Genomic DNA, 14,570 nt, shown 5'->3' with positions numbered 1-14,570 from the left:
TTCAGTCCTCTCCGGCCAGGGAGCGGACGACATGGTCGACGAGTTCACCGACGGTCAGCGCGATGATCTCGTCCAGTTCGCGTTCCGCGATGAACTCGGCGAGGTTGACCTTGTCGCCGTAGTGGTCGCGCAACCGCCCGGCGAGCGTGACGAGATCGATGCTCTCCAATTCGAGGTCGTCGTGGAACCGCGTGTCCCGGCCGATCTCGGCGTCGTCCAGCCCGTACTCCTCGAGCAGTTCGCGCAGCATCACGGTGATGTCGGCCAGCACGGCCCCGGCCGCGACGGTTTCTGTGGTCATTGTTCGCTCTCCGTCCAAGCCACGACGTAGTCCTTCGCCGTTGTGGTGATCGTGGTGTGCCATACCGGATACCGGGTACCGTCCGCCTCCACGGTGAGCCGGCCGTCGTCCACGTCGACGACGGTCGAAGCACGCGGCCCCGTGCGGAGCCGTTTCGCGACGGCTTGCTTCGCGGCCCGGAATCTGGTGGACCACAAGGCGTCCGGTTCACCTGCCAGTGCTCGTTCCCCGTCGTCGAAGGCGGCGCCCGTGCGTTCTTCGACGGCTTCGACGTCGATGCCGCACGGCCCTCGGCGGGCGATGGCGACGCCGAGCGTGTCCCGGTGGGCGATCGAGACGGTGAGCTCCGGCAGCGTCCTCCCATAGGCGCCCGAAACGACCGGCGCTCCCGAGGAATCGTTCCCGACACGGATCTCGGCGGGGAAGACGCCACCCGCACCGTCTGTCCACAATAGACGCCGGATGGCGTCCTTGGCCGCGATACGGCCGAGCAGCCAGGCCCGCTTCCGGCGCGGCGGCTGGCCGGCGTACGCCTGCCGTTCCTCGCCGGCCAGCACGTTCCGCATGATCAGGTCCCGGGTCGCCAGATCGGGCCACTGCTCGCGGACCAGCGCCCAGCCACCGGGCCGCTCTTCCGACAGCGTGGCGCGTTCGGGCCGCCGGTCCATCGCCCGGATCACCGGATTGCTGTCGAAGCGGCGATCGCGCCAGCCCTCGACCTCCGCCCAGACCCGGCCGCCGCGGATCAGCTGGACGTCCGCTTCGAGTTCCGCGTCGGTCACCGACACGACGCGGACGACACAGTCGACCCGGTCGCCGGGTAACGGATGCTCGCCGTAGAACCGGATCCGCCGCATCCCCACCGGGAACACCGTGGTGCGGGCGGGCAGCCGGGACATGATCCAGTACCCGAGCAGCTGTCCGGCGTTGTCCAGCAGCGCCCCCGGCGCCTCCGGGGTCCGCAGCACGCCGCGCACGTGCCGGTCCCCCACCGCGACCAGTTCCTCGACCCCCTGGAACTTCGGCCCGTGGAACATCCACCGATCGGTGTACAGCCGCTCGGCGCCCAGCTCCGGGGTCCGCTCCTGTTCGGCCGGGAAGGTCCAGGGGCCGGGTGGATCGGCGGGGAACCCGGCGTCCAGATCGATGACGGCCCTGGAGTAGTCGCCCAGCGACACGCCTGCCCGCGACGAGCCTTGCGGCACCACGGTCACCGGGACGTCCAGCGCGGGGATCGCGGCGATCCACTGGTTCAGCCGGACGTCCTCCAGCGCGACCGCGCGCCTGCCCGGCGCGGCCTGTTCGGCGAAGTCCATCAGGTGCCCGATCACCGTCGTGGCCGGCACGACCGGCCACGAGTCGGCGGGATCCGCGCCAGGTGGCTGCTTGAAGAAACAGTGGTCCAGCAGGTACGGCATCGCCTCGATCGAGATCCGCAGCTCGGTGCGCAGCGGCCGGAGCCGGGACGGCGCCGGCCTGGCGGCGAACAGTTCGGCCGCCAGACCGGCGGTGTCGGCCAGCAACCCGGAGAATTCGGCCGCCAGCGGGTTCCGTTCCCCGATCCGGTCCAAAGTGGACGTATTCGCCCCGGACGGCCGGAAACCGCGCCGGACACTCTCGTCGAGCGACACCAGCGCGCCGCCGAGATCGAGCCGGATCGTCCGGCCGCGGTTCACCCCGCCTTGGCCAGGCAGGAGTTCGAACGCCGGATCGGCACCGTCGGCCCACAACGCCGTCGCGACCCGCAGCAGTTGCGGGAGCCCCGGCCGGTGCGCGGAATGCGCGGCGACCACGAGATGTTCGCGGTCGTGCAGGGTGTTCCCGATCAGCGACCCGAGCTGTCCCGCGCCCGTCTGCACGAACGCGCGGAAACCCGCCGCGTACATGTTCTCGACGAGGGCGCGGAACCGCACCGGCTCCAGCAGATGCCGCACGAACAGTTCCCGAACTCCGGCGTCCGACGCCGGGTAATGCCGTCCCGTCGTGGCCGACCAGACGGGCAGGCCCGCCGGGTGCAGCGTGTAGCGCTCGGCGGCCTCGCGGATCGGGCCGAGATACGGCGCGAGCATCGGGGTGTGGAAGCCGGATCGGAACGGCAGCACCTGGGAGATCACGCCGTCCGCGCGGAATCGGCGCACGAATCCCTCGACGGCCTCCGCCTGCCCGCAGATCATCGACTGGTTCGGCGCGTTGTCGTGGGAAAGGACCACTTCGGACTGTCCTTCGAGGACTTCGAGAACCGTCGAGGCCGCCGCGCCGATCACCGCGAAGGCCAGCCCAGGCACCCTGAGCGCGTCGGGATCGAAGCCCGCCAGGAACGAGTCGACCTCCGTGTCCGAGTGGATCCCGGCGACGGCCATGGCGGTCCACTCCCCCAGGCTGTGCCCGGCGAGCGCGTCCGGGGTCACGCGCAGTCCGCGTAACGCCTTGTCGAGAAGCCTGCCGAGCTGGAACACGCCCTTGCCGTGCCTGCCGACGTCGCCGACGGTGACGTCCGGCGCTTCCCAGCGGACGCCGAAATGCCGGGCGACGTCCTCGGCGTGTGGCTCGAATTCGTTCTCCAGCCCGGGGAAGACGAACGCGAGTTTGCCGCCGCCGTCGCCGAGCAGCGGCTCCGGGACGAACCAGAGATCGTTGCGGCCGCGCCAGGGTCTGCCCTTCGCGACCACCTTCCTGGCCAGGTTCAGCCGTTTCGGCGTCGGGTCGACGAGACCGAGGCGGACCCGGCCGCGACCGCCGTCGCCGGCGCTCAGGACGTCGTCGCGGTCGAGCAGGCAGCCCATCTCCGCGACGGTCGGCGCCGAGAGCCGCAGGACGCGTTCGGGCTCGGAGACCTCGACGCCCGCCCGTGTCGCGGCCTGTTCCAGGACGACATGCGCGTTGATCCCGCCGAAGCCGAAGGCGTTCACCCCGGCCCGCCGCACCGGCCGCCGGTCGTCGGTGTCCCAGGTCTTCGCTGCGCCGAGCGTCTCGAAACGGGTCGCCGCCAGGGCCGGATGTGGCTCCTCGCAATGCAAGGTCGGCGGCAGAACCCCGTGGTAGACGGCCAAAGCGGCCTTGATCAGCCCGGCGGCACCCGCCGCGGGCATCGTGTGCCCGATCATCGATTTGACCGAGCCGAGCACCGCCGTCGGCTCGTCCGCCCGCCCGAACACCTCCGCGATCGTCGCGAGTTCGGCCGCGTCACCCGCCGGGGTCGCGGTCCCGTGCGCTTCGAGCAGCCCGATGGTGGCGGGATCGACACCCGCCGCGGTCCACGCCTGCCGGACCGCGCGGACCTGCCCGGCGGTGTCCGGATTGGACAGTCCGGCGGTCCGCCCGTCGCTGGCCACACCGGTCCCGGTGACGACGGCGTAGACCCGGTCCCCGTCCCGTTCGGCGTCCGCGAGCCGTTTCAGCACGACGATCCCGGTGCCCTCACCGATCAGCACCCCGTCCGCGTCCCGGTGGAACGGCCGGATCCGCTGGCTGCGGGACAACGCGCCCAACTGCGAGAACACACTCCAGAAGGTGACGTCGTGACAATGGTGCACGCCACCGGCCAGCACGACGTCGCAGCGTCCGCTCGCCAGTTCGCGAACGGCGTGGTCGACGGCGACGAGCGAGGAGGCGCAGGCGGCGTCCACCGTGTACGCGGGCCCCCGCAGATCGAGCCGGTTCGCCAGCCGGGAAGCGGCGAGGTTGGGCACGAGCCCGATCGCGGCTTCGGGGGCTTCGGGACCGAGCCGGTCGGTGAAGGCCTGACGGACCTCTTCCAGCCGCTCGCCCCCGAGATCGGGCATCAGTTCGCCGAGTGTGCGGACGAGCTGGGTGGCCGTGCGGACCCGCTGGTCGAGCCGTACCAGCCCGGGAGTGAGGTAGCCGCCGCGGCCGAGGATGACGCCGGTCCGCTGCCGGTCGGCGGGCAGCCGGTGCTCGCCGCCCGCGTCGGCGATGGCCTGCGCGGCCACCCGCAACGCGATCAGCTGGTCGGGTTCGGTCCCCGGGATCGACGACGGCATCACGCCGAAGCCGGTGACGTCCACCTCGACCGGTTCACCGACGAAACCGCCGCGATGGCAGTAGAGCCGGTCCGCCCGTGGTGCCGCGCCGGGCTGGTAGAAGCCGGGATCCCAGCGGTCCGGCGGGACCTCGGTGATCGCGTCGACGCCGTCGACGACATTGCGCCAGTAGGTGTCCAGATCGGGGGCGCCGGGGAACAGCACCGACATCCCGACGATGGCGATCGGGGGCGTTTCGGCCACCGGTCACCACCCCGACGCGGTGTAGGTGACGGCCGTGCGGTTCTCGTCGCCCCACGCCAGTTCGCGCAGCAGGCTCAAGGTGCCCTCCTCGGGGTCGATCAGCTCGATCCCGCGCCGGGCGTAGTCCCGCATCAGTTCCGGGGTGACCATCCCGTCGTTCGTGCCGGTGGGCGCCCACGGTCCCCAATGGACGGTCAGCCCACGCCGTCCGTACACAGTGGACCAACGGTGGCCCAAGGCCTCCAGCGCGTCGTTCGCCGCGGCGTAGTCGGCCTGCCCCCGGTTCCCGAGTGTCGCGGCGACACTGCCGAACAGGACCGCGAACTTCGGCGCCTCCGGCAGTTCACCCACCGCCGCGAGCAGAGTGCTCGCCCCTTCGACCTTGGTGGCGAAGACACGGTCGAACGACGCCGGGTCCTTCTCCGCGATCAGCTTGTCCTCGATGACACCCGCCGCGTAGACGATGCCGTCGAGCCGTCCGTGTTCGGCGTGGATCTCCTTGACCGCCCGGTGCACGGCTTCGGCGTCGAGGACGTCCACGGAGTGGTAGCGCACCGGGCTGCCGAGGTCGCCGATCCGCCGCAGCGTCCCGCGGACCTCGCGTTCGGCCTCGATGAGCCGGAGGGTCCGCTCGATCTCGCCCGGTTTGGTCAGCCCGCTGCCGATCAGGGCCGCACGCAGTTCCTCCGTCGTCGTGGCCTTGGCGATCCCCGGTTCCTCACCGTCGATGGGCACGGCGGTGCGGCCGAACAGTTCGACCCGGCAGCGCGACACCGAGGCCAGCGTGGTGGCCAGCCGCGCGGTGATGCCCCTGGCGCCGCCGACGAGCAGGACGACCGAATCGGGGTCCAGACCCAGTGCCTCGGCTTCGGCCGTCCCGTCACCCGCCGGACCCGCGCCTGTGCTGCCGAGCAGGCCGAGTCCTTCCTCGGTCAGCCGCAGGCCACGCCGCGCGCCGTCGCGGCGGACGACGACGGGTTCCCGGTCCCCGGCGGACAGCTCCGCGAGAAGGGTCTCGACCTGATCGTCCACAGTGGATTCAGGGTGCTGTTCGACCACCCTGGCGACCGTGTCCGGATACTCCTTCGCCACCGTCCGGAAGAAGCCGCGGGCGCCGTCGGCGGGCCCGTTCGCGATGACCCAGCGCGGCCCGCCCGCCAGCACCGCTTGGTACAGCGCGAAGTCGTCGGGGAAGGACGGGGACAGATGGAACACGCCGTCCGCGCCGTGCCGCGGTACGCCCTGGACCAGTTCGGTTTCGGCGCCGTACCCGGCGAGCCGGGCGGTGAGCATCTCGGCGACCTGGCCTTCTCCGACCACGGCGAAACGGAGCCCGGCCAGTTCCTCGTCGACCGGGACGCCGGCGGCGAGGTCGAATTCCCGCATCAGGTAGCGCTTCGGCGCCGCCACGACGGCGTCCGGCCCCACGGCCGGCGAAGCCGTTTCGGGATCGCCGCCGGAGATCAGGTCCGCCAGCTCCGCCGCGGTCCTGGCCTTGGCGAGCACCTCGGGATCGCCGCCGGTCAGGCCGAGCCGGGTCGCGAGTTCGCCGGCGATCTCGGCCCGTTTGATCGAATCGACGCTCAGATCGGCTTCCAGGTCGAGGTCAGGCTCGATCATGTCCGCCGGATAGCCGGTGCGCTCGCCGATCACCTCGACGACCGTGTCGAACACCGAACGTACGGGAGCGGCCTCGACGGCTACCGGCTCGACAGCTACCGGCTCGGCCGGAACGACGACGGGTTCGGGGGGCCGGACGCCGGGATCGGTTCCGAGATAGCCGAGCAGGACGTCCCGTTGCGCGGCGATCATCTCGCGGCTGGTGCGGAGGAACTCCGAGATGAGCGCCTCACCGCCGTCGGTGCCGGGCCGGGAAGTCACGATCGCCTCCGTGGGGATTCGCTGGGCGGGGTGCAGGGCGGTGGCGGGGATCCGGCCGTCGGCGGTGCGGACGAGGTGTCCGTCGACGGTCCAGCCCGCCTTCTTCGGCGGCCGGGTGGACAGCGCGTCCACGCACGAACGGCCGGTGAACAGGCGGCCGGTGCGGACGTCCGCTCCGGCGACCGCCAGCCTCGCCAACGCGGCGAGGTAGCCGGTGATCCCGGTACGGCCGCCGCCTTCGAACCCGACCGTCCTATGTGGACGGTCGCCGAGCACGGCACCGACGAGCCGGGTGAGGACCGACCCGGGGCCCGCTTCGACGAACGTCCGCGCGCCCGCCTCGTACATGGCCTCGATCTGGTCGGCGAAACGTACCGGAGCGCCGATCTGGGCGGCCAGCCCGGCGCGGATCGCGTCCGGGCCGTCCGCGTAGGGCCGGGCCGTCCGGTTGGCCCACACCGGGATCTCCGGTTCCGTGACCTCGACGGCGTCCAGCACTTCGGCGAACACCGCCTCCGCCGGAGCGACCAGCGGACTGTGGAACGCGCACGCGACCTGGAGGGATTTCGCCCCGATCCCGCGGTCCCGCAACCGGTCCACGGCCAGGGCGACGGCGGTGGTCGGTCCCGAGATCACCGTCTGTTCCGGCGAGTTCCGGTTGGCGGTGACGACGCTTTCGGCCAGCCCCTCGGCGACGAGCACGGCCGTGACGTCGGCGGCCTTCGCGGCGACGGCCGCCATCGTTCCCGGGTCGCCGTCGCCGGTCGCGCCGAGGATCGCCGCCGCCCGCGCCCGGCTGAGTTCGAGCAGCGTGGCCGAACTGAGCGCGCCCGCCGCGGCCAGGGCGACCAGCTCGCCGTAGCTGTGCCCGGCCACCATCGAAGGCCGGACCCCGGCCGTCCCCAGCAGATGGTGGGCGGCGAGCCCCACGACCCCGAGCGCGGGCTGCGCGGCGCTGGTGTCCGTCAGCCGCGCGCGCTGGGCCGCGCGCCCGGCCTCGTCGAACGCCGCGGGCGGGTACAGGGCGTCGGCGGTGCTCCCGGCGTGCGCGAGATAGCGCCGCAACTCCGGGAACGCGACGAACAGCTCCGCGAACATCCCCGGCCGCTGGCTGCCCTGTCCGGGGAAGAGGAACGCGATCTCGCCCGCCGGTGCTTCGTCGGCACCGAAGATGCCCGCCTTCTCGTCCCGTTCCCCCGCGATGGCCCGCCGGAGCAACGAGGCCAGTTCGTCCGCTGTGGACGCCAGGATGGCGAATCTCGTCCGGCCTCCGCGTCCCGCCCGGCGGGACGCGGCGAGCGCCAGATCCCGCAACCGCCATCCCTGTCCCACGGCGGCCAAGAGATCCTCTGCGTCCTTGTCGTCCTTGCCCGCGAACAGGAACAGCTCGGCGGGCCATTCGTCGAGGGTTTTCGCGGGCGGTACGGCGCCTTCGTGGGCGGTGAGGACGACGTGGAAGTTGGTGCCGCCGAAACCGAAGGCACTCACCCCGGCGACGCGTTCACCTTCCGCCCACGGTCGCGCTTCGGTGTGGAACACGAACGGGCTGGTCTCGGAGTCCCACGCGGGATTGGGCTTCGCCAGATGGGACGTCGGCGGCTTGACCCCGGTGTGCAGCGCGAGACTCGCCTTGATCAGCCCGGCCAGCCCGGCGGCGCATTTCGTGTGCCCGATCTGGGATTTCACCGAACCGAGCACGCATCGGCCCGGCTCCGCGCCCGCCTCGGTGAAGACCTTGGTCAGCGTGGCGAGCTCGGTGCGGTCGCCGACGACGGTGCCGGTGCCGTGCGCTTCGACCAGGCCGACCCGCGACGGCGAGATCCCGGCGTTGCGGTACGCCCTGGTCAGCGCGGCGTGCTGTCCCTCCGGCCGGGGTGCGGTGAGCCCGAGCGCCCGGCCGTCGCTGGCGCTGCCGACCCCCTTGATGACGGCGTAGACGCGGTCGCCGTCGCGCTCGGCGTCCGCCAGCCGCTTCAGGACCACACACGCGACACCTTCGCCGAGCGCGATCCCGTCGGCGTCGCTGTCGAAGGTGGCCGAACGCCCGGACGGGGAGAGCGCGTGCACCGAGGAGAACAGCAGGTAGTCGTTGATGCCGTTGTGCAGGTCGGCGCCGCCGCACAGGACGAGATCACTGGTACCGGTGACGAGTTCCTTGCAGGCGACGTCGACGGCGGTCAACGACGAGGCGCAGGCCGCGTCGACCGTGTAGTTCGCGCCGCCGAGGTCGAGCCGGTTCGCGACGCGCCCGGCGATGACGTTGGCGAGCACACCGGGGAACGAGTCTTCGGTGAGGCGTGGCAACCGGCGGTCGAGCTCGGCGGGAAGTTCGCCGAGGTAGGACGGCAGCACGGTCCGCAGGGTCATCGCGTTGGACAGGTCGCTGCCGGCTTCCGCGCCGAAGACCACCGACGTGCGGGAGCGATCGAAGGCGCGTTCGGCGTATCCGGCGTCGGCGAGCGCCCGGCGCGACACCTCCAGTGCCAGCAGCTGGACGGGTTCGATACTCGGGAGCGACGCGGGCGGGATGCCGTGGTCGAGCGGGTCGAACGGGATCTCCGGCAGGAATCCGCCCCAGCGCGACGGGGTCTTCTCGCCGTCGCCGCCGGGCGCGTAGTAGAGCGCGGGATCCCATCGCACGTCCGGGACCTCGGTCACCGAGTCCACTCCGGACAGGATGTTCGCCCAGAACGCCGGGAGATCCGCGGCCTGCGGGAAGACACCGGCCATCCCCACGATGGCGATGTCGAGCGGTTCCGGTGCGGGCTCCGCTTCCGGGACGTCCAGCAGCTCGGCGGCGCGGGCGGCGAGGAACACCCGCGCCCCCGGGCCGACGGCCTCGTGCAACCGGGCGATCGTCGTGATCTCGGACCGCAGGACGGAGACGTCACCCGCCATGTACATGCCCTCGGCGAGCCGCCGGTCCTCGGCGACCGGGCTCAGTGTGTCCCCGACGCGCTCGATTCCCTTGCTGGCCAGGCGGAGCCGTCCGACGTTGAGCTGTTCCAGTCGTTCCCAGGCCTCGCGGTCGGGCACGGCCTGGTCCTTCAGCGCGCGTTTGAGGTCCGCGAACTCGGTGGTGAACGCCGACCGCACGCATCGTGTCGCGTGTCCCGGCGCGGTCTCCAGCAGGTCGGTGCGGGTGGCTTCGACGATCTGGCGCTGGAACGACGGCAGGACGGCGCCCGCGCGGACGGCCTCCTCGGTGAACAGGTACGCGGTGCCCATCAGCAGGCCGACGGTCGCGCCGAGCCGGGTCAACGGCGCCGCCGCGGCGGTGACCATCGCGGCCGAACGCTCGTCGTGTATCCCGCCGGCGAAGTACACCTCGACCTCGGCCGCGTAGTCCCGGAGCACGTCGATCTGGGCTTCCCACAAGGGAAAACTCGCCCGCGGGCCGACGTGGCCGCCGCATTCGGAACCCTCGAAGACGAACTTTCGCGCGCCGGCTTCGAGGAACTGGCGCAGCAGCCCGGGCGACGGGACGTGCAGGAAGGTCGAGATGCCGACGTCTTCCAGCGCCTTCGCCTGCGCCGGACGCCCGCCGGCGATGATCGCGTGCGTCGGCCGGATCTCGCGGATCACCTCGAGTTGCGCGGCACGGACGTCCTCGGCCGCGAACCCGAGTACACCGACACCCCAGGGAGCGTCGCCCAACGCGGCCTTCGTCGCTTCGAGCATTTCGCGAGTCTGTGCGGGGCCGGACAACGCCAGCGCCAGGAACGGCAGCGCTCCCCCGGCGGCGACGGCCTCGGCGAACTCGGGCTGATCGCTCACCCTGGTCATCGGGCCCTGCGCGACCGGCAACGGGCCACCGGAAACGGTGAGCCCCTCGGCGATCGACGAGCGAACCCCGTGGATCGCGGCCGGGAGGGTTCCCCAGCGGTCACGGAAGCGCTCGGGCAGGAAGGCGTCCTGCCCCGCCTCCAGCGGACGGCGGCGGAGTCGCCGGACACCGTCGTCCACAATGGTCTCGGAACCGTCGAGACCTTCCAGTGCCATCGTGACGTCCGACGGGAGTTCCGCTTCGGGGAGCAGCGCGAACGCCGTGTCGAGGACGACACCGGCGGCGCCTCCGGCCACGGCGGCGGCCGCGGTGTGCGCACCGATCCCGCCGTACGCCCAGACCGGTACGTCGATCACCGGATCGCCCAGCAACCGCTGCAGGAACACGAACGTGCCGAGGTCACCGGCCCGGCCGCCGGCCTCGTGACCACGGGCGACGAGACCGTCGGCACCGGCGGCGACCGCCCGTCCGGCTTCGTCGCGGCTCGTGACCTCCACCAGCACGCGGCGCCCAGCGAAGTCCATAGTGGACAACGGGGTACCGGCGGCGAGCAGAACCGTGTGCGCCGCCGGGGGAAGCTCGACCGGGCCCGCGACGCGGACGCCGAAGCCGGTGGCGAGCCAGTCCGCCGCCAGGTCGAGTTCTTCACGGGCGGCACGGTTTCCGCTGGTCAGGTCCAGTACACCGAGCGCGCCGGCCCGCGTCGCCGCGGCGGTGAACCGCGCGGAGGGCACGCCGAAGGGGTGCACCGCGACGAGCAGATCCGCCGTACCGGTCAACGTCGAGGTATCGGCGCCAAGAATCGACTTACCCACGGGAAGCCTCCGGCACACGGAAGAGTGAATTGGTTACCGGGCGTACTTAAACGCAGGCGAGAGCTCACGTCAATACTCGACAGTAGGGTTTCGGGTCACAGGGACCGGATGGCGGAACGCCGACCTGCGAAACACGAAGGGACGTCGCGGAAATTTAGCGTTCCGGATACACCCGCGACATCCAGGTGACCCGGTTTTTTCCACAGTGACAAGGAAGAACGGTCGGCCACCGGCCGGTACGCCATCCGGAGCTGTTACCCGGAGTCCACCGTTCCGCTTTCCTCGGACCAGCGGGAATGGTGGTCTGCACCTATTTCCGGAATTCGACGGTGATTCGTCCTATCGTCGGTAGCCCGCCGGTGACGGATTCGGTATCACGCGCGTTCACGAAGAGAAACATGAAAGGATTCAGCGGGCTTTCGCATTCCGGACCGCGATGCTCAGCAGTTCCGCGGCCGGACCGGCGAGCCGCCGCCCGGCGGGCCACACCGCGCGCAGTTCCCGGCCGAAGTCGACGCCGTCCACCGGGACCGGGACGAGCCTGCCTTCGGCGACGTCCCGGACGATGGCGAGTTCACTGATCACCGCGGGACCGGCGCCCGCGATCACGGCGTTGCCGACCGCGGAGGCGGACCCCAGTTCCAGCAACGGTTTCGCCGGGCCGACGCCGGCCTCGCGCAACGCGGCGTCCACGGTCTCCCTGGTCCCGGAACCCGGTTCGCGGACCACGAGCGGCGTGATCGCCAGTTCGGCGGCGGTCACGGGCCGGCGCTTGCGCGTCCACGGATGCCCCGCGGGGACGACGAGGACCAGGTGATCGGTGGCCACCCGCCGCGACGAAAGGCCGGGCAGCGAACCGGGCGACTCGACGAACCCGAGGTCGACCTTGCCCTCCCGCGCCAGTTCGGCGGCCTGGTCGGAATTGGTGACCTCCAGCCCGAGGTACAGCCCGGGGTCGCCGCGTTTGAGCTCACCGATCCAGCCGGGCACCAGGTACTCGGCCAGTGTCATGCTCGCGGCGACCCGCAGGTGCGCCTCGTGCTGGGTGCGCAGCGCCTCGGCGCCGTCGAGCAGACCGTCGAGTTCGGACAGCACGCGGTGCGCCCAGCCGGCGATGACCCGGCCGTCCGGGGTCAGCGCGGAGCCGCGCCGCGTGCGGTCGACCAGCACCAGCCCCAGCCTTCGCTCGACTGTGGACAGTCGTTTGCTCGCCGACGGCTGGGCGATCCCGAGGCTGGCCGCCGCCTGCCCGATACTGCCCAGCTCGTCCACGAGCACCAGCAGGCGCAGGGAGTCCAGATCGGGTGTGGTCATAGCCCAAGTGTATGACCTACCCCCCGTAGTCCCGGCTACCGAGGCCGCCCCGTCCGGGCGAGGCTCGAACCATGAGCACCACGCACGCGAGACCGACGAAGCCCTACCTCACGGCCTTGGCCGTCACCGGCGCCGGAGTGGCCGCCGCGTACCTGGTCGGCACCGCTTTCCCGGTCGTCAGCGCGCTCACCATCGCCGTCGTGCTCGGCATCATCGCCGGATCGCTGCCCTCGCTGTCCGACGGGACCCGGAAGGCCATCGCCGGGATCACCAAGAAGCTGCTTCGCGCCGGTGTCGTGCTGCTCGGTCTTCAGCTGTCGCTCCCGGCCGTCCTGGCGCTGGGCCCCGGGACCCTGATCGCCGTCGTGCTCACCGTCGGCATCACGTTCCTCGGCACCCTCGGCCTCGGCAGGCTCCTCGGGGTGCCCCGCGGCCTGGGGATCCTGGTCGCGACCGGGTTCTCGATCTGCGGGGCGTCGGCCATCGCCGCCATGGAGGGCGTGGTGAAGCGCGAGGACTCGGACGTCGCGACCGCGGTCGCCCTGGTCACCTTCTACGGCGGGCTGGCCATCGCCGCGGTCCCGCTGATCGGTGGCTGGCTGCGGCTCGACGCGGCCAGGATCGGCGAATGGGCGGGCCTCAGCGTGCACGAGGTCGCGCAGGTCGTCGCCGCGGCCACCCCCGCCGGGAGCGCCGCCATCGCGGTCGCGATCGTGATCAAGCTCAGCCGGGTGGTCCTGCTGGCCCCGATGGTCGCCGCGGTCGGCGTGCACGAGCGGCACCGGCCCGCCGACGGCAAGCGGCCGCCGCTGGTCCCGCTGTTCGTCCTCGGCTTCCTCGCCATGGCCGCCCTGCGCAGTACCGGGATCGTGCCGGGTTTCGCGCTCGACGTCGCCAAGGTCGCCTGCACCCTCCTGCTGGCCGGGGCGCTGTTCGGGCTGGGCTGCGCGGTCCGGATCGGCGAACTCGTCCGCACCGGGGGCCGCGCCCTGCTGCTCGGCCTGCTCTCGACGCTGCTGGTCGGCACCACCGCGCTGGTCACACTGACCGTGCTCGGCTGAGGGCGGCGGCCGCGAGCAGCGCGACCACTCCTCCGGCGACCATCACGGCCGGAACGGAGACCGCGTCGACGACCAGCCCGCCGAGCAGCGCGCCTGCCGACAGGGTCGCCTGGAACGACGAGGTGAACAGCACCGACGCCGCTTCGGGCGCGTGCGGCGCCGCCCGCGCGAACCACGTTCCCGAACAGACCGGAACGGCACCGTAGGCGAAACCCCAGACCACCAGCAGCGCGAGCGCGCCCGCCTTCGAATCGCCGAGAAACGGCAACGCGCACGTCACGACACCGATCAAGCCCGCCGCGGTGAGGAAGGTCAGGCGGAGATCGCGGGCGATCGCCGCGCCCGCGACGAAGTTGCCGGCGATCCCGGCGGTGCCGTAGACGAACAGGAAGACGGTGATCAGCTCGGGGCTCACTTGCGTCACCTGACGCAGGAGCGGCGTGACATAGGTGTAAGTCCCGAAATGGGCGAGCACGACCAGCACCGTGACGAGCAGGCCGAGCCGGGTCGCCCGCTCGCGGACCATCCCGCGGAGGACGCCGAGCCGGGTCGCCTCCGCCGACGGCAGCGGAGGCAACGCGAGCGCCAGCGCGGCGAGGACACCGATCGTGAAGACCGCCATCACGGCGAAAGCCGCCCGCCAGCCGAACAGCTCGCCGAGGAACGTTCCCGCCGGCACGCCGAGAACCGAGCCGAGCGGGACCGCGGAGAAGATCACCGCGGTCGCCCTGCCCGCGTGCCCTGGGCCGACGAGCCGCTCGGCGAGCCCGGAACCGATCGCCCAGAAGGCGCCGATCACGAGCCCGACCAGGACTCGGGAGGCCAGCATCGCCCAGTACGCCGGTGCGGTCGCGGCGAGGACGTCGGCCGAGGCCAGCACCACCATCAGCGCGCACAGCAGGATCCGGCGGTCGAGGCGTCCGGCGGCGACGGTGACGGCCGGGGCCGCGAGCGCGGCCAGGAACCCCGGCAGGGTCATGGTCAGGCCCGCCGTCCCCGGCGTGATCCGGAAGTCCTCACCGATCGGGGTCAGGAGGCCGATCGGCAGGATCTCCGTGGTGACGAGGGAGAAGATCCCGAGCGTCACCGCGAGGACGGCGAGCCATCCCTTCAGCGGGGTCCGCGCGGAGGTGTCGAGGGTCGAAGCGGTCATGTGCTTCAGCCCAT

The 14,570-nt window shown here is 71.8% G+C and carries 6 protein-coding genes; 1 reads left to right on the top strand and 5 read right to left on the bottom strand.

Features of this window, described 5'->3' with window-relative positions; translation table 11 throughout:
- Window position 1: 1 nt before the first annotated feature.
- From ACOCEP_RS26110 to ACOCEP_RS26095, 4 genes are all read right to left on the bottom strand, one after another.
- A complete protein-coding gene (locus ACOCEP_RS26110; protein WP_482331625.1) occupies window positions 2-301 on the bottom strand; it encodes an acyl carrier protein in 300 nt (99 codons plus the stop codon).
- On the bottom strand, window positions 298-4,545 hold the full coding sequence (locus tag ACOCEP_RS26105; protein WP_482331624.1) for a beta-ketoacyl synthase N-terminal-like domain-containing protein: 4,248 nt from the start codon (window positions 4,543-4,545) through the stop codon (window positions 298-300). The genes ACOCEP_RS26110 and ACOCEP_RS26105 overlap by 4 nt, the downstream gene beginning before the upstream one ends.
- A 3-nt stretch (window positions 4,546-4,548) precedes the next feature.
- On the bottom strand, window positions 4,549-11,028 hold the full coding sequence (locus tag ACOCEP_RS26100) for an SDR family oxidoreductase (protein ID WP_482331623.1): 6,480 nt from the start codon (window positions 11,026-11,028) through the stop codon (window positions 4,549-4,551).
- A 408-nt stretch (window positions 11,029-11,436) separates the two neighbouring features.
- Window positions 11,437-12,342, bottom strand: coding sequence for a LysR family transcriptional regulator (locus tag ACOCEP_RS26095; RefSeq protein ID WP_482331622.1), 906 nt, complete (start codon window positions 12,340-12,342; stop codon window positions 11,437-11,439).
- A gap of 71 nt (window positions 12,343-12,413) precedes the next feature.
- Between ACOCEP_RS26095 and ACOCEP_RS26090 the strand changes: the two genes are divergently transcribed.
- Entirely contained in the window at window positions 12,414-13,403 is a 990-nt protein-coding gene (locus ACOCEP_RS26090; protein ID WP_482331621.1) for a YeiH family protein, read from the top strand.
- Here ACOCEP_RS26090 and ACOCEP_RS26085 read toward each other — a convergent pair.
- A complete protein-coding gene (locus ACOCEP_RS26085; protein ID WP_482331620.1) occupies window positions 13,381-14,556 on the bottom strand; it encodes an MFS transporter in 1,176 nt (391 codons plus the stop codon). The genes ACOCEP_RS26090 and ACOCEP_RS26085 overlap by 23 nt on opposite strands.
- Between the last annotated feature and the right edge of the window lie 14 nt (window positions 14,557-14,570).

Source organism: Amycolatopsis sp. CA-211722 (assembly GCF_056828465.1).
This window is presented reverse-complemented; position numbering and strand designations above follow the sequence as displayed.